Annotated in this window: 22 protein-coding genes; 4 read left to right on the top strand and 18 right to left on the bottom strand. The window is 47.0% G+C overall.

The genetic code is table 11. From position 1 onward, the window contains the following. Positions 1 to 8: 8 nt before the first annotated feature. The 8 genes from atcB to OM978_RS10550 all read right to left on the bottom strand — a co-directional run bounded on the left by atcB (position 9) and on the right by OM978_RS10550 (position 6,573). Positions 9 to 770 carry a cold adaptation protein AtcB gene (atcB, locus tag OM978_RS10585; RefSeq protein WP_233007060.1) on the bottom strand — a complete coding sequence of 254 codons (762 nt, stop codon included), beginning with the start codon at positions 768 to 770 and terminating at the stop codon, positions 9 to 11. Next, positions 770 to 1,324 carry a cold adaptation protein AtcA gene (atcA, locus tag OM978_RS10580; RefSeq protein ID WP_264346852.1) on the bottom strand — a complete coding sequence of 185 codons (555 nt, stop codon included), beginning with the start codon at positions 1,322 to 1,324 and terminating at the stop codon, positions 770 to 772. The genes atcB and atcA overlap by 1 nt, the downstream gene beginning before the upstream one ends. A 5-nt stretch (positions 1,325 to 1,329) precedes the next feature. Beyond that, positions 1,330 to 1,626, bottom strand: a complete 297-nt coding sequence (locus OM978_RS10575; protein ID WP_264346851.1) for a J domain-containing protein — start codon at positions 1,624 to 1,626, stop codon at positions 1,330 to 1,332. 104 nt (positions 1,627 to 1,730) lie between these two features. Next, positions 1,731 to 2,939, bottom strand: a complete 1,209-nt coding sequence (locus OM978_RS10570) for a type II toxin-antitoxin system HipA family toxin (protein ID WP_264346850.1) — start codon at positions 2,937 to 2,939, stop codon at positions 1,731 to 1,733. Next, positions 2,929 to 3,216, bottom strand: coding sequence for a helix-turn-helix domain-containing protein (locus OM978_RS10565; protein WP_264346849.1), 288 nt, complete (start codon positions 3,214 to 3,216; stop codon positions 2,929 to 2,931). Before OM978_RS10565 ends, OM978_RS10570 begins: the two co-directional genes overlap by 11 nt. Before the next feature lie 82 nt (positions 3,217 to 3,298). Next, on the bottom strand, positions 3,299 to 4,222 hold the full coding sequence (locus OM978_RS10560) for a chemotaxis protein CheV (protein ID WP_264346848.1): 924 nt from the start codon (positions 4,220 to 4,222) through the stop codon (positions 3,299 to 3,301). Between the two features lie 375 nt (positions 4,223 to 4,597). Beyond that, positions 4,598 to 5,833 (bottom strand): sensor histidine kinase, encoded by a 1,236-nt coding sequence (locus tag OM978_RS10555; RefSeq protein WP_264346847.1) that lies wholly within the window; start codon positions 5,831 to 5,833, stop codon positions 4,598 to 4,600. Positions 5,834 to 5,889: 56 nt separating this feature from the next. Next, positions 5,890 to 6,573: a response regulator gene (locus OM978_RS10550; protein ID WP_264346846.1), complete on the bottom strand. Its 684-nt coding sequence runs from the start codon at positions 6,571 to 6,573 to the stop codon at positions 5,890 to 5,892. Between the two features lie 287 nt (positions 6,574 to 6,860). Here OM978_RS10550 and OM978_RS10545 point away from each other — a divergent pair, with 287 nt between their 5' ends. From OM978_RS10545 to OM978_RS10535, 3 genes are all read left to right on the top strand, one after another. Next, on the top strand, positions 6,861 to 8,831 hold the full coding sequence (locus OM978_RS10545) for a type II and III secretion system protein (protein ID WP_264346845.1): 1,971 nt from the start codon (positions 6,861 to 6,863) through the stop codon (positions 8,829 to 8,831). A 99-nt stretch (positions 8,832 to 8,930) separates the two neighbouring features. Then, positions 8,931 to 9,335, top strand: a complete 405-nt coding sequence (locus OM978_RS10540) for a hypothetical protein (RefSeq protein WP_264346844.1) — start codon at positions 8,931 to 8,933, stop codon at positions 9,333 to 9,335. A 152-nt stretch (positions 9,336 to 9,487) separates the two neighbouring features. After that, positions 9,488 to 11,578, top strand: a complete 2,091-nt coding sequence (locus OM978_RS10535) for an amidohydrolase family protein (RefSeq protein ID WP_264346843.1) — start codon at positions 9,488 to 9,490, stop codon at positions 11,576 to 11,578. A gap of 57 nt (positions 11,579 to 11,635) precedes the next feature. On the opposite strand, the gene OM978_RS10530 is transcribed toward OM978_RS10535, so the two are convergent. The 10 genes from OM978_RS10530 to OM978_RS10485 form a co-directional block, all read right to left on the bottom strand. Next, positions 11,636 to 12,955 carry a sugar MFS transporter gene (locus OM978_RS10530; protein WP_264346842.1) on the bottom strand — a complete coding sequence of 440 codons (1,320 nt, stop codon included), beginning with the start codon at positions 12,953 to 12,955 and terminating at the stop codon, positions 11,636 to 11,638. Beyond that, a complete protein-coding gene (gene nagA, locus OM978_RS10525; RefSeq protein WP_264346841.1) occupies positions 12,952 to 14,106 on the bottom strand; it encodes an N-acetylglucosamine-6-phosphate deacetylase in 1,155 nt (384 codons plus the stop codon). The genes OM978_RS10530 and nagA overlap by 4 nt, the downstream gene beginning before the upstream one ends. Then, a complete protein-coding gene (gene nagB-II, locus OM978_RS10520) occupies positions 14,103 to 15,101 on the bottom strand; it encodes a glucosamine-6-phosphate deaminase NagB-II (protein WP_264346840.1) in 999 nt (332 codons plus the stop codon). The genes nagA and nagB-II overlap by 4 nt, the downstream gene beginning before the upstream one ends. Continuing rightward, on the bottom strand, positions 15,098 to 15,988 hold the full coding sequence (locus OM978_RS10515) for a BadF/BadG/BcrA/BcrD ATPase family protein (protein WP_264346839.1): 891 nt from the start codon (positions 15,986 to 15,988) through the stop codon (positions 15,098 to 15,100). The genes nagB-II and OM978_RS10515 overlap by 4 nt, the downstream gene beginning before the upstream one ends. Positions 15,989 to 16,072: 84 nt before the next feature. After that, a complete protein-coding gene (locus OM978_RS10510) occupies positions 16,073 to 17,149 on the bottom strand; it encodes an acyltransferase family protein (protein ID WP_264346838.1) in 1,077 nt (358 codons plus the stop codon). A gap of 66 nt (positions 17,150 to 17,215) precedes the next feature. Beyond that, the gene (locus tag OM978_RS10505) at positions 17,216 to 19,498 is read right to left on the bottom strand and encodes an alpha-N-acetylglucosaminidase (protein WP_264346837.1); all 2,283 of its coding nucleotides are present in this window, start codon (positions 19,496 to 19,498) and stop codon (positions 17,216 to 17,218) included. Between the two features lie 116 nt (positions 19,499 to 19,614). Further along, positions 19,615 to 22,272, bottom strand: coding sequence for a TonB-dependent receptor (locus OM978_RS10500; protein ID WP_264346836.1), 2,658 nt, complete (start codon positions 22,270 to 22,272; stop codon positions 19,615 to 19,617). Positions 22,273 to 22,449: 177 nt separating this feature from the next. Further along, the gene (locus OM978_RS10495; RefSeq protein ID WP_264346835.1) at positions 22,450 to 23,472 is read right to left on the bottom strand and encodes a LacI family DNA-binding transcriptional regulator; all 1,023 of its coding nucleotides are present in this window, start codon (positions 23,470 to 23,472) and stop codon (positions 22,450 to 22,452) included. A gap of 203 nt (positions 23,473 to 23,675) precedes the next feature. Continuing rightward, positions 23,676 to 24,320, bottom strand: coding sequence for an NADPH-dependent F420 reductase (locus tag OM978_RS10490; protein WP_319633901.1), 645 nt, complete (start codon positions 24,318 to 24,320; stop codon positions 23,676 to 23,678). 82 nt (positions 24,321 to 24,402) lie between these two features. Next, on the bottom strand, positions 24,403 to 25,275 hold the full coding sequence (locus OM978_RS10485; protein ID WP_264346834.1) for a pirin family protein: 873 nt from the start codon (positions 25,273 to 25,275) through the stop codon (positions 24,403 to 24,405). Between the two features lie 95 nt (positions 25,276 to 25,370). Here OM978_RS10485 and OM978_RS10480 point away from each other — a divergent pair, with 95 nt between their 5' ends. Further along, positions 25,371 to 26,258 (top strand): LysR family transcriptional regulator, encoded by an 888-nt coding sequence (locus OM978_RS10480; RefSeq protein WP_264346833.1) that lies wholly within the window; start codon positions 25,371 to 25,373, stop codon positions 26,256 to 26,258. Positions 26,259 to 26,272 lie beyond the last annotated feature (14 nt).

Genomic DNA, 26,272 nt, shown 5'->3' with positions numbered 1-26,272 from the left:
CCTAAAGCTTAATCGAGGAAACTAAACATATCGTCCACTTCGGCGTATTCGTCTGTGGACTGGTTTTTCTCTTTAGCTTGCATCACAAGCTCAGCGGCAAACTTATTAATAATATGTTCCCAGCCGGAGTTTTCGTTACGCACCAGATTTTTAATCGCTTGCTCAACCTGCGGTGTTAACTGGCGGATCAGTGCCAATAAGCTGCGTGGGTCATCGTAACCCAAGCCATGCACTTCTTCGTTCAGATGGCGTTCGGTGTAGCTGATGGCTTCTTCTAAATCTTCTTCTTCCTCGTGCAATAAATCATGCACTTCGTCTTCATCTTCAATCACTTCGCCGCGGTACAGCTCGATAAAAGGAATAGACAAATAAAATAAACCAGCTGGATCTTCAGCTATGGCTTCGAGAATTTCAGCCTGCTTGGTTTCACTGTCCTGAGTACGAATAAGATAAGTTAAAAAATCAAAGGTATGCTGTTTTAAATCTTCAGCATTGTTTTTGATTTTCTCTTCCCAGTACAAGGGCTGCTGGCAGACGATGTCGCGGATTTTTTCCGGTGTCATCAACTCAGAAATAATCGAAGGGAACGAAATATCGTGCTGACTGTTAATTTGGGTCAGAGTCACAATATCAATGTTTTCAATCACTTCAACCAGTTGAGCGTCCGACATGGTGTTGGCCATCAGCTCAAACTTTTTGCTGGCCTGTTTCGGCTCAACAATGGCGAGTTCTTTAATTTCCGCAACGGCAATTTCAATCAGACTATTCATCAGCGACCTTCCCGGTTAAAGGTGATTTCATCGTATTGGTTATCGTAGCCTTCTTCTTCGTCATCATTGCCTTCGTAATCATCATCAGCGTCATTGCGGAACGAGGACTCATCTGAATCATCGTCTTCGTCGTCATCTGTATTACGTGGACCTGGCGCTGCTGCTATATGATTATTCAGCATAAAAAGCACAGCACAGCTTTCGATCAGTAAATCTTCGTTAAATTCACGAATGGTTTTGACCAGCGGTAAATCGGCATTATTAAAAGCCACAGACGTCTTAAACTCATCCCATACCGGCATAGTGTTTTTAGCAAGCCACGCAGACCATTTCAGGTTGGCTTCAGGGGTAAATTTAACGCGACCAAATAAAGCCACAGGCAAATATTCAGGCACTGAATGCAACATCTTCGGATCGGCCTGTAAAATGCTTTTGATTTGGCTGGTAAATTTTTCCAGCGCTTTTGGCGTATCCGGATCGTTATAAGACTCTATATTTTCGTAAGCGTCAGTTTTTAACGCTTCTAAACGGTTTTTGTCGAATGTTTTGCTCATGAGTTTTAACCTTTTACGGACGGGTAATAACTATCCCACAGCTCTTTCATCGCTGCGGTCGGGTCCGGCACTATCACATTATTAAAATCTTTAATAAAAGCCGCGCGTTTTTTGGCATCAGACAATACATCATAGGCTTCTTTTACCCGTTGTAATTGTGCGCCAGCCTGCTCTTTTTCATCTTCAGTTAAATTCAGCAGCTTATCCGGGTGGTATTTGTTGGATAAACGCTTGTAGGCTTTTTTAATCTCGTCTTCATTGGCGCTGGCTTTCACGCCCAAAATGCGAAAATAATTAATCATTCAAAATCCATTGAGTTAAAACATAAGCTCAGTTTTTTTGCAAAAGATGCCTGAGCTGAAGTGAGGCGATTCTAACAGAAAATTGCACTACTGCAGCAGCTCAATCAGTGTGGGATCATAGCTTTTAGCACTTCAATGTCGGCCATTGAAACACCAGCCTTGCTAAAATGCTGCGGCCAGCTCAAAACCACTTGCTCTGCCTCTGCCACTATCTGCCTGGCTTTATTTGGTTTTACACCAAAACGGCTGCATTGGCTTAAGGCATTTTCCACTGAGCCGACACGGCCAAAGTCTCCAAGCCCCATTGCATGCTGGCGCGAATTATTCACTGGCAGCATGTCGTAGGCAGGTGACAAACGCCAGTTTTTGCTGGTCAAATCCAGCAATAAAGCGTGGTTGCGCCCATGATCGTCCGTATTGCCTATCAGTAGATTAAACAGCATACGCCGAAACAGTTCCTCACTGTCTGAAGGCTCACTACTGTACTGGCGTAAAATTTCAGCCAAAGCCGGATAACCATAACTGCTTTTTAAGCTCAGCTCAGATACCTTCTGTTCCGAGAACAACGATTCAGCGCTGATAAAATGAGAGTGGATTTGACTGGCACTGCGATCAAAACGCTCGATCAACAGAACATCCTCAAAGCCAGTTTGTACCACCTTGCTTTTTGCCACCCGAATTCCAAACTGCTGTGCCAGGGTTAAAGTGGCGTGTTCAACTCTGGCCATATTCACTAAGTCATCGACTTTGTTAAATTTAACCAGATACAAAGCATCGCGATCCTGCACCGAAGATTTGGGCCGGGCGCCGCCCATGCTAATGCCGTATTCCAGCGATTTTTTCGCTTCTGCGCTTAAGCTGTTGTGGGTCAGTACATCATTTTTACTTTGGATCAGGCTTTGTAAATCAGCAAATTGGTTTTTAGCTATTTTCTTTTTCGCTTGATGCCGCGACAAACTAAAGGCTAAGGCGCCTACTCCTTCACCGCTACCAGCCAGCAAAAAATCGACTTCATGTTGAGGTTTAGTGCTGTGCAGTGACAACATCAGTTTACGACCCCAGCTATCAGGGGCTGCATCAGACAAGACACCAAAAACGGCTTTTGGCAGACGACAAATAAATTCCTGCTCAGACAAAGGCAAATGCAATGGGTCCAGCGGGAAAGCATCAGGGCGTTCTAACCAGGATTTACCGTAACGGAAGTAGCCTGTGCCTGAAGCCAGATCGAGCTCAAATACAGCACAGATCACAGCTTCAGCTTGCAGGCCTTCAACAAACACATAACAACGGGGTTTAAGTGGATCAGAAATCATTATCCAGCCTCAGTGCCGAATGCCGAAAACGTTGCCTTTGCTGTTCCTGCTCCTGCTGACTTAACCAGTCGGCAAAAGAGCCTGCCAGTCCCAGCACCAGCATAGCCTGCAGATAGGTACCTACAGCCACCTGAGCACTGCCATTCTCCAATGCAGAGACAGTGGAACGGCCCACGCCCAGACGTTTGGCGAACTGACTTTGGCTTTCGCGTTCAGCCCGGCAACTCTGGATTAAAGTTCCCCACTGTCTCAGAAGTAAATCAATGGATTCTTGCATGATATAACAGTCATTAACCACTTAATGACTGTTATAATAGACAGAAAACTGAAGTAGGTAAAGCTGTAACAAGTCTGAGTAACTAACTGTTCATCCACTGTTGTACAGCAGACACCAGTTCATCAGGGTGAAACTTGGCAATAAACTGATCGGCACCTACTTTTTTCACCATGGCTTCGTTAAAGACACCACTTAAGGAGGAGTGCAGAATGATATGCACATTACGTAAATGTTCATTGGCTTTCACTTCAGCTGTTAAGGTGTAGCCATCCATTTCCGGCATTTCGATATCAGAAATAATCAGTGGTACTTTGCCAGAGATATCACCACCCAACTCCTGCGCTTTAGCTTCCAGCCAGTTTAGTGCCAGACGACCATCATTCACAGTCTCCACATTAATACCTATGGTAGACAAGGCTCGTTTGACCTGATTACGGGCAACAGCTGAGTCATCAGCCACTAATACGGTTAAATCTTTGAAGTCAGCGTTTTTGGCTTTTTCTTTCACCGACTCACTGACCGTTTCATCAACAGGAGAAATTTCAGAGAATACTTTCTCTACATCAATAATTTGCACCAGTTTTTTATCAACTTCAGTCACAGCCGTTAAATAATGCGTACGACCTGCCCCATGAGGCGGAGGTAAAATTTGCTCCCAGTTCACGTTGACAATACGGTCGACGCCGCCGACTAAAAAGCCCTGGGTATTACGGTTGTATTCAGTCACCAGAATAAAGGCATTGGATAAGTCGGAAATAGGTTTACCGCCAGTGGCCTGACTTAAATCGATGACTGTAACTGGCACGCCGCGTAAATGCGCTATACCACGTACATTAGGGTTGGCGCCTGGCAGTTCGCTGAGTTCAGGACAACGAATCACTTCACGTACTTTGAACACATTAATGCCATAAGGCTGAGGCCCATGCAGACGAAACATTAGAAGTTCGAGGCGATTTTGACCAACAATATTGGTGCGTTGGTCAACTGAATTCATCAAACTGGTCATAGGATACACCTCATCAACTTAAATTATGTCGCCCGTACAGGCTTTTTGAACCACTACTGGATGTCTGGCTTAGTTAACCGACTAAATATAGGATTTACTTAAATATTTTTTACTAATTTCTGATTATTATACACACAAAGCTTCAGAACAGTTTTGACCAGAATCATGCACCACTGTCTAAAAATGAAAAATACGATAAAAACTAAAAATTAGCAACAGTGTACAAACAGATTACAAGCAACTTGAACAGAATAAGGCCAACACGTTATTAGCATAGCTGGCAAACTAAAGATAAACAGCGGAAAATAAAGAAATTTTACAGCGAAAAATCAGCACAAAGGTCCGGTTCTAATGCAGTTTGTCCACAGGTTTTATTTATCCGGGAAAAGCCTTTTGCTTGATCGGTAATTTGAGCATCACTGATGTCTGATGGGGATCTGATAACCAACTCACTTCGGCACCAATAGCCTGAGCCCTGTGCAGTTGACTGGCCAGGCCCCGACCTCCATTGTGCAGCGCTTCATTCAACTCAAATCCGCTACCATTATCTGTAATTTTTACCATCACAAAATCCTCAACCTCGCTGGTCGTCAGAGTCACTTCAGTTGCCTTGGTATGCTTAATAATATTGGTGAACGCTTCCTGCAAAATACGTAAAACGTGTAACGAACTTCTGGGGTCGAGCCAGTCCAATGGTGGGATCTTTGACACTTTCCAGTGAAGACGAATACCGGTGTTTTCAAGCCGTGATCCCAGACGAAACCTCAACGTGGCCAGCAGCAATAATAAATCATCATCAACTGGCTCGATCGAGTCAATAGCCAGCTTCAGATCGTCGATGCAATCCTTCAGCACCGCAGCTAATTCACCTGACTGCATCTTACCATTCTCAACCACACGTAACGCGCTGACCAAAGAGGAGCCCAAACCGTCATGCATCTCCTGCATCAGGCGTTGTCGTTCTTGTTCAAGGGTTTGAGATTTTTCAATGTCGCGCAATTTTGCATTGCTACTGGCCAGTTCAAACTTCATGTTAATGGCTGACAACGTCGTTTTGGTGCTGTTGAATAGCTGCCCCAGCAGAGCAACAAAATACAACAACACAGCAATGCACAATGAGCGGTAACTGACGTCCTCCATACTCCAGAGCTTAGAGGTCATACCCACTACCTGTGGCAGAGAAAATGCGAGATAAAACAGAGGGACAGGCGATAATGTTGCCAGACTGCCGCCCAACATACCGGCAAAAACGGCCATCAGTAAAATGCCTTGAACAGCACTGACATTCCCCAGCACCAACCAGGTCACCAGCCCCCACATAGCACCGTCAAGCAGATGCAGTAAACTATAAATCAAGGCAATACGTCTGGTGTTTGTGCTCAGAGACTCCTGCCTCAGATAATACCAGCTATAAAGTTGCAGTAGCAGGTTTGACGAAATGGCTGCTGCGGCCCACCAGTGCATATAAGGCGTATTCGCCTCATTCGACAGATTCCACCAGATCAACAAACAAATAGGAATAATCACCAATGTGCTGCGAAAATGCCCCATCACCAGAGTAAGTTGCTGCTGCAGTATTGATTGTTCAGCAAAGCGAAAAGGGTTATGCATGTTTTGGCTCAGATAAATACAGAGTAATTTCCCCTAAATCGATTGAAACAGCAGCGCTATTTGTCCAACAATCCCTGAATACGGGCTTCGTATATAGCTTCGGTTTTAGAGTTTACTTTCAGCTTGGCGTAAATACGTCTGACAAAAGTAAGCACAGTATGGTGTGAGACTGAAATCAGTGTCGCAATTTCATTGGAGGTAAAACCTTTCGTAATAAGTTCCAGCACTTCCTGTTCACGCGCTGAAAGCGTAACACAGCTTTCCTCTGTTGGGGGAGCTGCTTTGACCAGCTTTGGGTCTGGCCGAAACCTCATCAGGATTTTACGGGCAATCAACGGACTAATGGGGCTGCCGCCTGAGTATAAACTACGTATTTCATTGATTAAATTTTGTTGGCTGCTGTCTTTTAATAAATAACCAGTCGCACCTGCCTCCAGCGATTTCATCACATTGGACTCATCAGCAAAGGTCGTACTGACCATAATATTGCAGGTCGGCCATTGTTGATAAGCCTGCTGCACCAGAGTGATACCTGAACCGTCAGGTAAGCCTAAATCTACGATGAGTATATCGACGGGCGGCGATTTGAGTAATTTCAAACCAGCGGCAAGTGTGCCGCCGACCGACACCAATAACATGTCTGATGCCAGCTTGAGTGCCTCTGCTACCGCAGTTTGAAAACCTGTATCGTCATCCACCAGTGCAATCCGCACTACAGATGGATTTATTTGCTGCGGCATATTCGAAAACTACCCCAAAAAAACGGTTTAGCCGAACATTGTTTTTCACTTTCGAGCAGCAAAGGAGAAACAACATAGTTTGATTCATTAGCAGACCAAGACGCACCGGACCTGGAATTGCTGCTTGTGTAACCGAACGAGTATAGCCTAACTAAGTCTTTGTTTAAGCGTCTCTTTGTCACTAGTTCTAGTGACAGACCTGTTTACAACTCCAGGCCTATGATGGCTGCACTGTACAGGGTAAACAAACTGCTCTGTCAATTGTTCAGGCAACAGGAGCTGTACCAATGCATCAAGGGATCCCATTTCCGGCGAAACAGCTTTCTTCCATTGCGGTGTCAATGGCGATTTGCAGTTTAGTGGCATGCACAGCCACAACAAAGTCTTTTGACAGCTCCGACAACCAGGGCTCTGCAACTGCTGCCAGCGAACGTTATCTGCCAAAACCATTTAGTCCGGCACAGCAAAATCTAAAGACTGGCGTAGAAGCTTTGACTCATGGCGATGCCAGAAAAGCGAATCAGGCCTTTAATACCGCTATTTCTCTGGATATGCAAAATGCGGCTTTGCATACAGCCAATGCGCTGGCCTATCAGATCAGAAGCCGTAACGGTGAACGCGACTTGTTTGATCTGGCAGAAACCGGCTTTTTAATTGCGCTGGAGCAACAACACGATTCACAAAACGCCATTTTGCAACTTGCCCATTTGTATCTTGAAAACAAACAATACAAACAAGCTCAGCTTGCGGCAGCTTATGCTCTGAAACTAGACGCCGCAGATCCGGAATCCTTACAACTGCTTGCCAGTGCGTCTTATTATCTGGGGGAAACCGAATTGGCATTGTGGTCAGTGCAGAGGCTTCAAGAGATTGCCCCGACAGACGTAACCACAAACCGCATCAGCCCTATTATTTATGGTTCAGCCGGATTAACAGCGCAAGCCTCAGACGGCTATGAACGGATCCTTCTCAATCTGTCTGAACATGATCAACAAAAACTAAACCAGCGCCTAAGACAATGGCAATCAGCTTATCAGTTGAGTGGCACAGCAAGCATAGGGGATCTGTCAGGAGCAGCAGCTTTATCTCAAGCTGTCGCAGCAAGCAGTGAAGATACAAAGGCGGCTTCAGGCCCGCTGGTTTATGCCTGGTCAGATTGTGTGCAACGCCTTACACCAGTAGCAGAGGAAAGCGATGAGGATTACAGCTCTGATGATTCATCCACACAAGGTGTAGCAGTGGACGAAACCAAAGTATTGCCTAGTCTGCCCTCCCCTTGTATTGGCAAACCTTTGCCGCAGATGGCTGTGATTGATGTGGTGATCCTCCGTAATAACGAGCTTAATACCTCGAGCACAGGCTTAAACCTGCTGGATAATCTTGCTGTCAGTATCCAGAACTCATCCAATAAAGTGACCACCACCACCTCAGGTGAAGCCAGCGTCACCAACACCACCTTAACCAGGGACATTGGTTTAGGAACCTCTGCAGGCGGTGCCATTGCCTATTCGCTGAATATCGCCAATGTGACAGAACAAACAACAGAAGTTGTAGCCCGGCCTAGCCTATTAGTACTGGACCGACAGTCCGCTCAATTTTTTTCAGGATCTAACATTGCGGTTGGACTGGCAGGCAGCGATGGCGGTTCAAGTTCATTTAATCAAATCAATGTTGGGGTCAGCCTGTCTGTCACTCCGACTTTTATTGATAACGAACATATGCTGCTGAATGTTAAAGCCGCCCGAACCTTTTTTGAGCCTATTACTGGCTCATCTACCTTTTCGCAATCTATTCAGACCTCACGAAATACGGTCTCGGCAGCAACCAGTGTTCGTGTGAACGAAACGCTGATTTTATCGGGCCTGGTGGAAAGTGAAGTGATCACCGGAAGCTCTGGTGTACCGCTGATTAAAGATATACCTGGTGTCAAAAATCTGTTTTCAAAAAACACTCAACAAGTCTTCAAAAAATCTGTGCTGATCCTGATCACTCCAAGACGAGTGCCAAGTTACGACAGAACGCTACAAGGCGCTGAAGAAGAACAGGCTAAAGCTGAAGAGTCACCAGAGACCATAAAGCAGTTGCGGCAGTTTGCTCAGCAGGAACTCAGTGAAAAATGGCCTGAACTGGCCACCCATATCCAGCCGATGTCACGCAAGGTCAGAGCATTTAACGCCAGAACAAACGACATCCAACTGGATGACTGGTCTGCATTACCACGCATGAAAAATATCTTGCAAGAGGTGACGGCCCCTTAAGCCAGAACTACCTGAAGTATTTATTTTGAATTTTTTAACCGGATGTACAACTGTTCAATTAAAACAGTATTCATCCTTACCAACCACAACCGGAGCTACATGATGAACTTAAAGAAACAATTCACTTTATCTATTGCAGCAACAGCAGTACTTTTATTAACAGCTGGCCAGGCCCACGCTCAGTCTGGCTCACGCCTGTGCGGTTTTATTGCAGTTGATACGCCAAACAAAGTAGGTTTGCTGTACGAAGCCAGAACCAAAGATGCATCGTACAAAAAGCAATGTGATGAAGCCATCGGCAAAATGAAGCACAAAATTGATGCTACCCCACAACTGAAAGCGATGACCTGGCAGGAAGTAAAACGCTGGTCATGCGAAGACGTTGGTAACAAGGGCTTTGTCAATAAAGGCGAAAGCTCTGACATTTGTGACAAAATGGAAGCCAAGGTAGGCTACAAAGTCACCAAAGCAGGCGCAGCTTCAGCGACTTACGCAAAGCAATAAACATCTGAAAGCCACCTGATAGCCCGCAACAATAAGTCTGGCTATCAGATGGCTTATTACTCCTGTGATAAACTCCTCTGTCCGCAATTTTCACACTCCGGGTTCAATTTGTTTTAAGCTGTGATGGTCAGAACAAAAACTATGGAACTCATATGAAAATCAAAGCATTAAGTCTGCTGACTTTGTTAGCTTACTCCGGCTCGGTTTGGGCGGATGAACAGTATTCTTACACTATTCTGGTCGACAACGGTGTCAAAGCCGGCGAGCAGATTGTTAAAGTCAATGACGACGGCGAAATCAGTGTCCGTTACATCTTTAAAGACAACGGCCGCGGCCCGGAGCTGGATGAAAAAATCAGCTTAAACCAAGATGGTTTTATCAAAGACTATCAGGCTAAAGGCAATACCACCTTTGGCTCTGTCATTAACGAAAACTTTAAAGTCGAAGGCAACAACGCCAGCTGGAGCACAGGCAAAGAACAAAGCAAGGCAAAATATCAGCAAGACGCCTTGTATCTGCCGGTGGATGGCTCCCCTTACCTGTCGTCCATTGCAATAGCTGCCATGGCCAAAAGTGGCAAAAACTCTTTACCTTTGTTACCCAGCGGCACTTTAACTCAGGAAGTGGTCAGTGAAACCATAGTGGATAACGCAGGTGAAAAGCAGCAGGTGCAGTTATTGGTGCAAACCGGTATAGGTTTTGAGCCTAATTTTGTCTGGGCGACCCAAGGCGAAAATCCACGATTGTTTGCTTATTTAATACCAGGTTACCTCACGCTGATTGAAGAAGGCTGGCAACATAATGCCAAAGCTATGTTGGCCATTCAGCAAAAAGCTGAAACGCTTTTATTAGAAAAGCTGGCACTATTACCGAAAAAGCTAAACGGCTTAACCGTCGTTCGTAATGCCCGTATTTTTGACAGTGCAACTCTGAAACTAAGTAGCCCTAGTGATATTTACCTGCTGCGTGGCAAAATCACCAGCATAGTGCCTGCTGGTACATTGAATAGTCCGGTCGGGCATGAAATTGATGCAGCCAATCGTATTGTTTTGCCAGGCCTGTTTGATATGCATGGCCACTTGTCGCGTTGGGAAGGCCCGCTGCATTTAGCTGCTGGTGTCACCACCTTGCGTGATATGGGCAATGACAACGCTACTTTGCAACTGATGATGGATGAAATCGACACCGATAAGCTGTTGGCCCCAACCATAGTACCTACAGGTTTTCTGGAAGGTGAAAGTGCATTTTCGGCCCGTAATGGCTTTGTGGTAAAAGATTTGGCAGAGGCAAAAAATGCCATCGACTGGTATGCAGCTCATGGTTATCCGCAGCTGAAAATCTACAACTCTTTCCCAAAAGAAATCCTCAAAGATACTGTAACTTATGCTCATAGCCGCGGTTTACGAGTCAGCGGTCATGTGCCAGCCTTTCTTAAAGCTGAAGATGCTGTGGCTGCAGGTTTTGATGAAATTCAGCATATTAATCAGCTGATGCTGAATTTTCTGGTCAAACCCGACACTGATACCCGCACCTTAGACAGGTTTTATCTGCCAGCCAAACAAGTGGCTGACTTAGATCTACAGGGCAAAGCAGTACAGGATTTTATCCGCTTATTAAAAACTCATAATGTGACTGTAGACCCGACGCTGGCGACTTTTGATTTCCTGAAAAAAACCGATGGCACTGTGGGTGATCCGTGGCTGGCTATCATCAAACATCTGCCACCTGATGTGCAACGCTCTTACGCCCGCGCTGAGCTGGATATACCTGATGAGGCCACAGCCGCACGTTACGCAAAATCCTACGCCAAGATGGTTGAGTTTGTCGGTTTGATGTACAAAGCTGGCATTCCGGTGGTTGCAGGCACAGACGAACTGGCGGGTTTTACCTTGCAAGGTGAGCTGGAGTTATTGGTTAAAGCTGGCCTTACCGCAGCTGAAGCTTTGCAGGTTGCCACGTTAAACGGTGCCCGTTACAGCAAAGTGGAACAACAAAAAGGCCAGATTAAAGTGGGTTTTGATGCCGACTTATTACTGGTCGATGGCGACCCAACCAAAAACATAGCGGATATCCGCAAACTGGCTTTGGTGATCACCCAAGGCAAAGCTATGGTTCCTGCCGATTTATACCAAAAACTGGGTGTGGAACCTTTTGTAAAAAACAAAGTGAAGATCCGTGACTTTGATACCGAAGCCGGACAAGGTGGTGGCAAAACCAAACAAGGCCACCGCCATTTGCATTAACAAAACGCTATAGCGCCGCCATAAAAAAGCCTCTGAAAAACTCAGAGGCTTTTTTTCTTATCTGGCGGACTTCACCTGACAACCACGCACTGCGTAATACAAAATCATGGCATAACAAGGCAGTAACACCATATAGCCAGCAATAGCACCGAAGTGTTGGGATAAAGCACCGTACAGCAGTGGCAGCAAAGCACCACCCGCTATGCCCATAATCAGCAAAGCTGAAGCTTTGGGTGTCAGTGAACCTAAACCCGCCAGTGCCAAAGGCCAGACCGCTGGCCATACTAATGCATTGGCCAGGCCTAACAAAGCCACCAGACTGATTGGATCCGGTAATAACGGAATGCCTGCCCAACCCCATAACACCGCGGAAATGCCTGTACTGCTTGGGTCTGAGACTAAAATGCTTACGGACAACACCAGGCCTAAACCAGCAGATATTGCCAAAGCCTGGCGCTGCGACAAAACTTTAGGTACCAGCAACAAACCCAGGCTATAACCCACCACCATAAAGGCCATAGTGTAAGAGGCTAGAGTTGTAGCGCCCTGGACATTGAGTGCAGAACCCAATAAACCTATGGTATCCCCTGCAATCACTTCTACCCCGACATAACAAAACAAGGTAATAACGCCAAGCACCAGATGGCGATGTTGCCAGATGGAGCTTTCACTGCCATCTGTCGTTACAGGAGCAGCTTCTGCAGGTAAATCCGGTAAAGCCGAAAAACGCAGCCCCACAGCCAAGAGTAAAATAGCCACTGCTATACCTGCATAAGGTGCCATCAGCTGCGAGGCTAACAGTGTTAATTGCTGCTCACGTTCTGCTTCGCTTAAAAGCGCCAGACTATCTGCCGTGATATGACCTAAATCCTGTAATACCAGCCAAGTGAACACCAAAGGAGCTAATACGCCTGCACTTTTATTTAAAATGCCCATTAAGGAGATACGGGCTGCAGCAGAATGTTCTGGCCCTACCCTTACCAAATAAGGGTTTGAAGCAGTTTGCAGCAAAGTTAAGCCAGACCCCACCACAAACTGCGCCAGTAAAAACACCATAAACTGCTGGCTATAGGCCGCCGGAATAAACAAAGCACAGCCCAAAGCAATCAGTCCTAAGCCTATCGACATGGCATTTTTATAACCCGACCAGGCCAGCACTCTGGCCATAGGTAAAGCCATCACTACATAGGCGATATAAAAACTAAAGGCGATTAAAAGCGCCTGAAACTCGCCCAACTGGCACACCAGTTGTAAAAACGGGATCAAAGCGCCATTTAGCCAGGTAATAAAACCAAACATAAAAAACAGCACACCGATAATGATGATCGGCTGCAGGCTGGATTGGCCTTTTGTAGCTTCAGTGACTGTTGTATTCATTGGATGTCCTTCTTCTTGTTGTGTTGTTCTTTCTGCTGTTCTGCGCCTTGTAACCAGCAGCGCTGCATATTCAGGTTATTGTCTAACAACAGCATATTGGCCATAGCGCCACTGCGCAGTTGCCCCATATCATCCAATCCAGCCAAAGCCGCCGGATTAGTACTTAAAGCTTTTAAACCTGCAGTAAGCGGCAAAGCCAAATCCTGACAAAAATGCCGCAAGGCGGTATTCATATCCAGAGCTGAGCCTGCCAGAGTGCCTTCAGGTAAAGTGAGTTTCAGACCATCTCTGCGAATTTCAGTCTGCAAATAAGGCAATACCTGTAACTCACTGCCGGTATGGGCCATTGCATCTGTCACCAGAATCAATTTGTCTTCGCCTTTACATAGCGCAGCAATACGTGCCGACAGTGGGTGCACATGTAAATGATCCAAAATCAAACCACAATAGACTTGAGGACTGGCCAAAGCCGCCCCCACCATACCGGGTTCACGACTGGTCAGAGGCGACATCGCATTAAATAAATGGGTAAAACAACAAGCTCCGGCTTCAATAGCAGCCAAAGCTTGTTCTGCAGTGGCAGCTGAATGTCCCAGACTAACCATAACGCCTTGAGCTACCAGTTCGCGAATTTGCTCCACAGGCACAGTTTCCGGCGCCAGGGTCACCATCACTTTGCCTATGTCTTTACGACACATCAGCTGCATTTCTTTATCCGACAAAGGCCTTATTTGCTCTGCAGGATGAATACCACGGCGCGCAACAGATAAATGCGGGCCTTCAAAATGAATCCCCAACACAGTATGCAATGGCTCTGGTAAGAGTTCAGCCACAGCATCGGCGGCGCGTTGCATCACTTCCAGACTGTCGGTGATGACTGTGGGCAACATGCCAGTAGTACCAAATTGCAGATGCGCTTTACTGATGGCTTTCAGCGCTGTGACGTCAGGTAACTGATTAAATAAAACCCCACCGCCACCATTGACCTGAATATCAATAAAACCAGGACAAAGCAGGCCTTGCAACGCAGGTTGAAGCTCTGGTTTTACGCCAGATTGCAGCGAAACAATACGACCCTGCTGCCAGTCCATCCGCACATCCTGCAACAGCGTTTTGCCATCAAAACAATGGGAGACATAGATGCTGTTCATAAGGTGCTGGTCACTTTATTCAGGCCTACTGGCGCATCCGGATTATGTCCAAGCGCCAAAGCCACAGCTTCAATATCCAGATAAAATCTCTGCATTAGCAATAAAGGCTGTAATCGTGGATGAATAGTCTGCTGTGCTGCATTTAAAGCCAAGGTCAGAACCACACCACCACGTTTTTTCACTTCTGCTATCTGGGCCTGATGTGCTTCGATGCTTTCATCATTTAGCTGCACATTCAACAGCGTCAAAGGCTGATTCAGTAACGAAATAGGGCCATGTAAAAACTCAGCACTACTGAAGGCTTCCGCCTGAATACCACAGACTTCTTTAATCTTTAACGCAATTTCTCTGGATATCGCGTAACCAAAAGCCCGCCCTAATACCACACAATGACGCAGCGTTTTGATTTGCTCTGCATGCAGCTGGGCTGGCTGCTCGACCACTTGTTGCAAGGCCGCAGGCAATGAATCTAAAGCATCCAGCAAAGCCTGGTCTTGCTTCCAGTGCGCGACAAGTTGCAGCAAAGCAGACAGCGTACAAAGATAACTTTTCGTAGCTGCTACTGCTTTTTCAGGCCCAGCCAACAGAGGGATGGCGTAGTCCGCTAAAGCTGCAAGCGGCGAGCTGATGTCATTGACCAAAGCGACCACTAAAGCGCCACTTTGTTTGGCTGCTCTGCCTTGTGCTAATAAATCTTCACTGCGTCCCGATTGAGAAATCAGCAGAACCAGCGCTTTATTCAGCTTTAGCTGCCTTGAGAACAAACTGGCCACTGAAGGCGCAGCAGCAGCCACAACCACTCCTAATTCCACTTCAATCAGGTAACGGGCAAACACACCGGCGTGGTCTGAAGTACCGCGACCCACCATATAAACAAAAGCAGGATCGAAGTCTCTGATTTTTTCGGCCAGCTGTTGATATAAAGCCTTGTTATTGAGGTTTTGTTGTTCAATTTTTTGCCAACTTTCACTGGCTTCCTGTCGCATTAACGTCATGCTGCTTTCTCCGCAAAAAGCTGTCTGGCCAGCGCAACGGCGCCAACCTCAGGGGGGCCCAGCACAGGGCTGAGCTGTTGTTGTAAGTCTGTAGGTAATAAGTCGGCTAAAAAAGGAGCCAGACCACCGATCATGGCGATACGGCCAGCTCCGGTTTTTAATAGCCGCTGCAATAACGCCTGAATGTAATCCATCCCTCGCTTGGTAATATCCAGCGCATGCGGATCAGCAAGCTGCTGGAATCTCAATACCAGCGGTGCTAATCGAGCATAGTCCGTTGCTTTGTAGCCTATACAGCAGCTGATAAGGTCAGTATTGCTACGCACACCTAAAGTCCGGCAAATAGTTTTGGTCAGCTCTGTCTCATCCGTTAAACCATCCAGACTATCCAGAGTGGCGCATACCGCCTGCCAGCCAAACCAGGCACCGCTGCTTCTGTCTCCAAGTGGAAAACCCTGAGCACTGAATAAAAACTGCTCGTTATCCACAGAAGAAAAAGCAGCTGTGCCTGTGCCGGTAATTAAAATGGCTCCATCCCGCCCTGCATGAGCTCCGAGGCAAGCAATATGTAAATCAGTGGTCACAGTTAAACTGGCAAAAGGATGAGACCAATTTTGCATCTGGCTTTGTACTCTAGGCACATTAACTCCTGCTAAGCCCATCACTACATGACAATAAGCCAAAGCGGTGTCGGTATAGCCTGCCTGCTGTACCACCTGCTGACAGGCCTGCAGTATGGAATCCACCGCCAAAGCAAAATCTGTCGCCGGATTAGCCGGCCCTGTCACAGCTTCAGCCAATAAGGCACCGCTGCTGCTTTCCAGTCTGGCTTTACACTTGGTACCGCCACCATCCACACCAATAAAAAGTTGTTCGTGTTGCGTCACTGGGATCCCCTTTCAGGTCAGTTTTTGGGCAAACCAAGGGCATACCATCTGGCAAAACCAGATGGTCTGCTGAACCTGAATCTGTTAAATTTTTACGAAAATTTTGCGCTGATACAGCCACCAAACCGGCAAATAACAGAGCACAAGAAAGGCAGCAATCCAGACGCCAACACTGAAAAACTGGTTCCAGCCAAGTTCCCCGACCCAGAACTGATAGACACCATGCACAGACTGTCCTGCCACCGGCACTTCCAGCAATTTCTCCATCGCCACATGCAGCACGTAAGCCACTATAGCGTTGGCACCAAATATCAGCGGGATGCGGGTCAACTGTTGATAACCTTTGACATCAGAGAACCAAATCAGCAAGGCCAAAACCATGCTCGCCATACCGCTGGTAACCAGCACAAAAGAGCTGCTCCAGATTTGCTTAATGAACGGGAAAAACAAACTCCAGAGACAGCCGAGTAAAAAGCTACAAAAGCCCAACACAAACAACGACATCACCAGTTGAGGCAATTGTTGTTTATAAGCCAGCACCAGCCGCCCCATCAGCACACCAAATAAACCACTGGCAATAGCTGGATAAGTACTCAGAATTCCTTCAGGATCCCAGGTGCCGCGCCATAACATGCCGGGTAAAAAGGCGCTGTCGAACCAGTTAATCAGATTGGCGCCCCGCTCCAGTTGACCAGCCACTAAACCAGGTGCTGGTACCAGTAAGATCAACAACCAGTAGCTGACCAGAATAAAGCCCATAATTTGCACCAATCGTTTACTGCTGCACTGCATAGCCAAAAAGGAGCACACCAGATAGACCACAGCAATACGCTGCAGCACACCCAAAATGCGGATATCGGCAAACTTCAGATACATCAGATTGACCACAATACCTAAGCCAAACATGATCAGACTGCGGCGCAGTACCTTCAATCGAAGTGCTGATAATTCTTCAGCGCTACGCTCAACAGGTCTCATGCCTATGGCAATAGCCACACCGACAATGATCAGGAAAAACGGGAAAATAAAATCCGCGAAAGTCACGCCATCCCAATACGCATGGGAAAATTCGCCATAGGTGTTGGGGCTGTTAACCATAATCATTAGAATAATGGTCAGGCCCCGAAATAAATCTAACGCCAGTAAACGTTGTGATTGCATAAAAAATTCCTGCTGTGCAGCCCTTAGCAAGAGCGCACAGCGCAAGTTAAAAAGTTACAGGCCTGATTACAGATTTGAAGGTGGAGCTTTACTGGCCGTCACCAAAGCCTGCAAAGCAGCGACTGCAGCAAAAGCATCAGCGGGTTGAGTTGAAGCTGCTTTCATCGGCTTATCCAGCCAGGCAGCTTCCCAATCGACCAGTTGTTGCTCCACTGCGGCTTTATCCAAAGCCTTACCCTGTTGGGCTGCTTTGCGCTGCGCATCAAACATCAACTCCCAACGTGGCAGATAAAAATCGGCATACATGCCCTGCCAGGCTTTGGACGCATAATCTTTCAGCTTCAGGCCTCCCCAACTGGTGACCTGACGTCTGGCGTTACGCTCGTACAATGCAGCGAGCTCTGGGGTGTCAGCATAATCACGCGCCTCTTTCACCCAGCTGTGTAAGCTTTCCTGCTGACCACCGATCAGCGCATCCACACCCAGGATCAGCGCTTTGGCCTGCTGCCGCCAGTCGTCACCCTGCTTTATATCGCCCTTCTGATACGCCAGCATGCTGTGTTGCAACAACATATCTATATGTTGAGTAACCGCATGACGACTCAGGTCAATCAGGTCGTACTTGAGTAATTCACTGCGCTCGCTTTCAGGTAAAGCCACTAATTCACGCAATGCCTGATCCAGCAAAACCAGATTACCAGGAGCTCCGGTGTAACGCAGATAATCCAGCGAAGGCCGCTTAAAGAGCAGGTATGCTCCGGCAGAACCTTCCCACCAGCGAGGTTCCCAATACTTAGTGCTGAAGACTGCCTTATACAACTTATTCCAGGCCGACAATAAAGCAGGACTCACATCGCCATAACGGGCTTTCAGGTAATGCTCTAACCAATCACTGGTCGCTGTCGCCTGACCTTGCCATGCCACATCAAACATATATTCGTAAGCCACTGAGGTACTGTGAATGCCTTCAGGGAACACACCGTAACCGGTCAGATTGCCTTTGTCGGCATGATGCAACGCGGTATCGACTTTTTCTTTGTAGTAATCAAAGTCGGCATACACAGGGTTACTGCCGCCATAATTATGAATAAAACCAAAAACCCAGTCTTTGTTGTAAAAACCTTTGGCTTTTTGCCAGACATCAAATCTGTCGTTGCCTATATCGTGGATCATCAGCTTATTGTCAGGCACCTTGCTTAAAAAGGCTTCGATGGACTTCAGATCCCAAAAATGTTGATCCGAACCAAACATCCAGCCTTGCATCACCCAGGTGGCATTGGGCACAGATTGCGCCAGCGACTGATACAAAGCTTCGCCGTACCCTGCTAAATCCTGATAGCGTTTATCTTTGGACACAGGAGGCAACATTTCATTAAAGGCATCCAGCAGGTAATACTGCTGCTCGCCATATTCGGCGTTATACAATTCGATAAAACGTTTGGCTACTTTGGCAAAGAGTGGATCGGCCGGGTCCAGCCAATAGGTTTCATTGGCAAAACCTGACCATGTCGGCATAGCGGAAATTTTCGCTTGCGGGAATAAGGTTTTAAATTGCTTAGGCACATAACCTGAAAATGCGGGCACTACAGGTTTCATACCGTAGTCGGCCATACGCGCCATAATTTGTTTTTGCAGTTGACGTTTTTTCTCTATATAAGCGTCAGGCAAAGGGCCTTCGTGGCCTTCAATATTGCCCATACGCTGCCATGGCGTAAAAGCCGGGCCTGAAAAATAACTTGCGAGTTCTGCGTCTTTCACACCAAACTCACGCCAGAGTTGTTGCCAGACAAATTCCTGACCTTCCATCGCCACTGGGTTATTGACACCATGCAGCGCCATCCAGTCCAGTTCCTGTTCCCATCGGGTCCAACCCCACCATGGTGTGGAATAGCCATAAGCACAGACGTTCAGATAAGCGCGTTGCTTAAATAAAGAACTGACACGTTCAGGCTGATAATCAGCAAATTGCTCTGGCAGGGCTATTCTGTTGCCTTCCCAGCTGACTGACATTACACCAATTTGACGCAGATATTCGTAAGTACCATAACTTAAAGCGGTCAACGCATTGGCGCTGACATACAGCTGGCCATCGCGGGCTTCGATTTGATACCAGTCCGTCTGGTCGTCCTTCAGCAAAGTAAAGTGCACATTAGGTACCGCCTTACCAGCGACACGCTCGAATAACTCCCGTACCGGTTTAACCTCTGTGCTGTCAGCCTGCGTGGCTTTTGCGACGTCGGTGATCTTAGTTTGAGTCTGCTGCGGAGACTCTACCGGAGAGCAACCACTCAACAGCCCTGTCAGTACACAACAGGCGGCCAGACTAAGACGAAAATTAGGCAAATACATTGGGATTTTCCTTCTTCTAATTCTATGATCACTAAAGATTTGATCCCTAAAGATCTGATCCCTAAAGATTTGACCAAGAAGGAGCCGACAGTGGTTGTCGGCTCCTGCTGCAGTACTTACAGGCTAAAATTCGCGCCCAGATAGTAACTACGGCCAATCACACTGGTAGTTTGCCAGGCACGGGTCAGCTCATCACGATAAGCTTCTTCATCTTTGCCATTGAGGTTCAGTGCACCAAAACGCACTGACCACTGCTCACTAATATTCCAGCCTAACAGTACATCGATCTGATTACGACCTTCAACAGTGCGGCCTTCACGTGCGAAGAACGCATCTGTGCTGTCCTGAACATAAGGACTGCGGTGATTCAGCGATACACGGGCACTGTAATCTTCATTTTCCCAGTAGCCTGTGATATTCCAGGTTTGCTCTGAAGAATTCGTCAGCGTAAAACCTTCGCTTTCATCGACCAGAATGCGGGTGTAGTTAGAACTTAAACCAAAACCTGGCACAGGCAACCAGTTATCCAGCCCCTGGTTCCAGCCGACCTCATAACCTTTAACGGTCAGCTCAGAGCTGTCGTTGTAGATAGCAGTAATGTCATAGATATTACCTGCGCTGTCGACACAGTCAGAACCTGACATACTCAGCGTCGCGCCATTGTATTGATCAGGGCAAACCAGCTCACTGACAGTGCCGTTTTTGATGTCTTTCTGGAACAGGTTAAGGGTCACGGAATCACCTTCGCTGTAATACCACTCCCAGCCTAAATCCAACTGATTGGCAGTCAAAGCTGCCAGTTCAGGTTGGCCCAGATTCACTGTGTAAGTGCGGGTACCAAAAGAGTTAGCTGCTGAGGTTTCAGAGGCTGCCAGCTGAGTATTGGACGTTAACATAGGACGAACCAGTACTTTAGCTGCTGCCAAACGTACCTGCATATCGTCATTTAACTCCAGCACCAGGTTGGCACTTGGCAGGAAGTTATCGTAATTAAAGCTTTGTGTGGTCTCACCTATCGCCAGCTTAATTTCTTCATTATCCGGGTGAGTGTCGCCTGTAATGTAGGTATTGATATCACGTTCAGTGCGCTCATAACGGCCACCGAAATTACCGCGCAGTGGCAAGCCACCTACTTCGGTTTCAAAATCAGTCATCAGGTAGGCTGATGAAATCGTTTGATCCACTGAGTAGCTGGACTGAGCCGCAAATAAGGTCGGTACTGTCACACCTTCAGCAGTTAACGCATCACGGTAAGCCATGATATTAGGCGCTATCCAGCTGTGTTGAATATCCATTTTGTTATCAAGGAAATCCGAAACTATATAGCCATATTCTGCCATTGAAGGTAAATCAGCAGGATCTGCATCACCAATAGCAGCCCTGTCGGTACGGTAGACTTCTCTTTCCATGGTTTCGTTACGGTATTTGACACCAGCAGCCACACTGGTGAACCAGCCCCATTCCAGCCCACGTTCTGCGTCAAACTGTACTGCAGTTTCATCCGACTCTGTCAGACGACTGGCACCGTTCGGGTATTCATTACGTGGCATCACTGTTGGATATAACGCCGGATCAGCCAGATTATCAGCAATATTAAAACTGATATTGGATGGGTCAGTAATGTCCAAATTAGCGCGTGAAATTACAGTTGCCAGAATAGCAGCTTCTTCATTGTGCACAGCTTCACCCGCTGTGTGATGGAGTACGCTGCTGAAGTTCCAGTCTTGCCAGTCATAATCCAGCTCTAAGGTATAAGCTTCTGAAGTGGCGTCTTTATCTTCCAACTGACGGTTATTTTCAGTGGTAAAGTTATCAATCTGAATACTGTTATAAACACCATTAACCGCATCGCCTAAACGGGTGATCTGGTTGGCATTAAACAGAAACACCTGCTGATTTAAATCCTGCTTGGTATCGTCCCCTGCATACACTGTAGTCAATTTCGCTTCAAAAGCGCTGGTTGGTTTCCACTGCACGGTGCCGTTAAATAATTCACGCTCTGTTTCACGGTCGATACGGCGATAACGAGGACGGCGTGGTGTGACTTCATCTGTATCTGAATCAACAAACCAGCGATCCATCCAGAAGTTATCTACTCTGTCATCCAGTTCCTGATAACCAAAATTCAGCAATACACCTACTGTGTTATTGGCAAACTGGTCGATATAAGTAGCGTTAGCTTTTGGAGTGATATCGTCAGTTGGAGAAAACTCCGAATACTGGCCTTTACCTGAAAGTAAAATTTTGCGCTCGCTAAAAGACAAAGGTGAAGCGGTATCAATGTTGATGGTGCCTGATAAACCACCCGCATCCATATCGGCTGTGGGAGATTTTATCACTTCAATGGTGGACGCCAGTTCAGTTTGAATAATGTCAAAACGAAAACCGCTGGTGAAATCTGCACTGGCCATAGTCTGACCGTTTAAAGTGGTGCGGGCATATTGAGAACCTAAACCACGTACGCTGATTGTTGAGCCACGGCCGTTGACGTTAGAAATTTGTACGCCTGGAATACGCTGAATCGCTTCAGCTATGTTTTCGCTTGGAAACTTACCAATGTCTTCTGTGGTGATAGCATCGGTAATTTTGGTGTCCTGACGTTTGATATCGGCAGCTGCTGCCAGACTGCCGCGAAAGCTGACCTGGATCACTTCCACGTTTTCTTCTTCAGCCGGCTTGTCTTGTGCATAGCTGATTGCTGGTACAAATAAAGTCGCCAGAATAGAAGCGAGTACTGTCTTTTTTCCTAACTGATGCTGATTCAACCTGTTCATGCCTGTGCTCTCTGCGTTGCTAATAGTTATTTTGTGATCGTCTGTTTCTCTATCCGGATCTTTCTGATCGGTGATTTATTCATCACTCAGATTTTAAATTAGCACCAGCCTGTCAACGTTGTCAACAATAAAAGTGACAACGTTGACAATGATTTTAAGGCGTTGATTTACATGGATTTATATAATGGAGGATACAGAGTCGCGTAAGACCAGATGCAATTTAACGCCATAGTGTGACGGCTGTTGATCGGGTTCTTGCATCAGTGCAATCAGCATGGATGCTGCTTTAGCGGCGATTTCCGCATTAGGTTGATGGACCGTGGTCAGACCTGGCCAGGTTTGTCGGGAAAATGGACTGTTTTCGAAACCTACTATGGATAAATCCTGTGGTATAGCAAGTTCGCGTTTGCGGGCAACAAACAAAGCACCAGCCGCAATTTCGTCGTTACAACCAAAAAGTGCTGTGGCTTTGCCGTCCAGTTGCAGCAATTGTTCTGTCATCTCAACGCCAGAGTCAAAGGTGAAATTGCCTGATATCACCAGCTCATCCTGTACCTCAAGACCGGCATTTTTAAGTGCAGCACAATAACCACGATAACGACCCAAAGAGGATTTGTGGTCTTTGTGAAACCCCAAAAAGGCAATACGGCGATGGCCTTGTGCCAGCAGATGTTCAGTGATCTCCTGCCCCGCTTGCTCATCGTCAACATATATGGTTGGGCAAAGCTCATCCGGTGGTTCAGCGCCAGACACTATACGAACTACTTTGGCTTGCTGCTCCAGTAACTGCTTCACCAGTTCTGTACTTTCAGACAAAGGCGGCGTCAGGATCACTCCGCCCACCAGATTGGTACCAATCATACTGGTGAGTTCATGCCGGACCTGTTCTGAGCCTGAATCCGTTGGATGGATCACCAGCTCAAAGCCTTTTTCACGGCATTGCGACAAAATACCGTTTTGCATTTCAATCACATAGTGACTATTCGGATTGTCGTAGACAAAAGCCAGCGAAAAAGGTGCAGTACGCATCAGCCGGGCCGTGCGATTCGGCTGGTAATTCAGCTGCTCAATCACAGCCTGTACTTTGGTTCTGACCTCATCACTGACCCAGGCTTCGTTATTCACCACCCTGGACACACTTTTAAAGGAGACACCCGCCAGGCGAGCCACATCTTTGATCGTAGGTTTTTTAACCAGCATAGCTTCCAATCTGCAATACAGACTTCACTGAATCATCATAAGTTACGGAACTGCCTGATAAAACTTTACAATTCCAAGCAAAGCAACTTTATACCTTCACCCGAAAGCTGTCCAAATATCTTTTTATTGCGGGACATTTTTAATTCAAAATGTGAGAGTTGCCGTAGCCATCATCAGCATGATGGCGGCAGCATAAAGTAACATCAGATTTTGATCAGGTTATGTGTAGCCAAAGCACCAAAAGGCAACTCCATTAAGCGGCCACCTGTGTCGAGTGACCCCAAATCCACAGCGAAGTAACCACAGGTTTCCAGCAGACTACGAACTTCAGCTTTGGCTGCTACATCATCACCCGAATAAAACAAAGTACGTTTTCCGCCCGATACTTCAGGCTCCGGCAGCACAGCAACATCAAGATGATTAAAGGCTTTAACTAACCTTGCTCCCGGCACTAAGTCACGAACGATGGCACTTGAGGATTTACCGCCTAAATCAATCGCTTTAATGCCATAAGCCGCCAATGGGTTGGTTGGATCTTTAGCATCTTCAGAATTCGGATCAAGAAACAGTACCGGATTGGTGCCGTCTATCACAATGCGATTATTCCAGGCAGGCAGACTGCCTAACAAAGACTCAATAGCCACCCAAGGCACTGCAATCAACACTATATCCGCTTGCGCAGCCTGTTCCAGCGTGCCGGCTGTTATAGTCGGCCCCAATTCTTTGACCAGCGCAGATAAAGACTCTGGACCGGATCTGTTGGCAATAATGGCCGAAACACCTTTGTTTGCCAAAGCACGTGCCACGTTAGAGCCAAGGGCTCCAGAACCTAAAATACCAATACTCATTTTACTCTCCTGATGAATGGGGCAATTATTGCCATACCGTCAGAGCCCCTGTATCTGACGAGTGATCAATCAGATCAAAGTTTTAGATCCGGCCTTTTAAGCGCAGCTCTGAGCCAATACGTCGTATTTCCTGTTCGCCTTTTGCAAGTGACTCCCGGCTGCTATGCACTGAATAGGACCCCATCACCAACGGATGTGGGTGTGGGATAGCTGCGCCAAACACAAAAGATGCAGCACCCTGAGCCATCAACGTAATAGCCGTTTCAGATGCATCAAACACCACCATCTCACCTTGGCTTACAGCGGTAGTGCCTGTTAAATTGCCTTTGTATATGGCTAACCAGGCGACTGTCTGGCCCGGCTCTGGCTGGTAATGCCAGACTTCGCCGTCCTGCAATTGCACATGGTAGTAATTCACCCCAGCGGTAAATTCAACAGGGCTTTTTGCGCCCTGATACTGACCCAGCAATACAGAAACGGGGCCCACAACAGCTATCTCTGACGGGTCTATATTCTTGCTTTCGGCTGGTGCATTTTCTTCATGCTCAGGCAGGGTCAGCCAAAGCTGAAACATCTCCAGTGCAGTTTCGCCCGCAATTCCGCCATCGTGCCAAACGCCATTACCTGCCTTCATCCACTCAAGTCCGGCCGTCTTCACCATACCGGTTTCACCTGTTGTATCAGCAAAAAGTATTTCACCCCTGATAGGCAAGGACAAAGTGGCAATCCCTGAATGCGGATGCATACCAAATAACTTGGTTTTTGACGCAGGCAGGACGCCGTAATCGAGAAACACAAAAGGCTTGATCAGTTGGCCTATATCAGACGGACTGACCAGACGAGTGATAGGCCCTCTGTTGATACCGCGAGTACGCGCCACAACAGAGCGTTTGTCTGCCACAACGAGTGTGGCTTCAGTGGCTAGAAAGTTTTGCTGCTTCATTACAGTGTTCATAATTTGCTCCTCAGTGGATGAAACAAACTATAACCAATAGAAAAACATCAAAATAGCCTATATGATTAGATGAAAACCATCTGGAATTTAGATACATGCTTGACGCAGTCACCCTGGATCAACTTCGTACTTTTGTTGCCGCCGCAGAACAAGGCAGCTTTTCAGCCGCGGGGCGCAAAATTAAACGTGCACAGTCTGTAGTCAGCCACACTCTCGCCAACCTCGAACTGCAATTGGGCGTCACGCTTTTTGATCGCAGCAGCAGGTATCCACAACTCACGGCAGCTGGAGCCTCTTTGCTAACAGATGCAAAGGCCGTCATTGATAGTATGGATTTGCTAAAAGCCAGAGCCCATTCATTATCTGAAGGCCTGGAGCCCGAGTTGTCGGTCGCTGTTGATGTGATGTTTCCTATGGATACCCTGACGTCAGCTGTTGGTTACTGCAAACAGCATTTCGAACACACACCGCTGCGGCTTTATGTCGAAGCTTTGGGTGGCGTTACACAACAAGTGCTGGATGGCACTTGCAGACTGGGTATTATTGGCTCGCTTCCAACTGTACCGGATGAACTAACCGTCGAGCCGCTGAGTAACATACAGTTTGTCACTGTCGTCTCCCCTACCCATGTTTTAGCGCGGCAGCCTTTTGATGTCACAGCAGACGAACTTGGCCGTCATGTGCAGTTGATTTTGACAGACCGCACCAGCCTTTCGAGCGGCCGCACTTTTGGTGTGATGTCAGCTTTGACCTGGCGTCTGGCAGACCTTGGCGCTAAACATGCATTTTTAAAAGCAGGTTTTGGCTGGGGCCATATGCCAAAACATATGGTGGAAAAAGATATTGCTGACGGACTTTTGGTGTCATTAACGCTGCAGAATATGCCTGCTGCAGCTATGTATTTAACCACCAAGATTGTTTATCGCAAAGATGCCCCACCAGGTCCTGCTGGCAGAGCTTTTATTTCACAGCTAAAGAGCTAAGAAACAGGCAAGTT

Origin of the sequence: Rheinheimera sp. MM224, assembly GCF_947090785.1 — a bacterium.
Lineage (GTDB): Bacteria > Pseudomonadota > Gammaproteobacteria > Enterobacterales > Alteromonadaceae > Pararheinheimera.
Note: the sequence above shows the minus strand (reverse complement) of the source record. Positions and strands in the feature narration are given on the sequence as shown.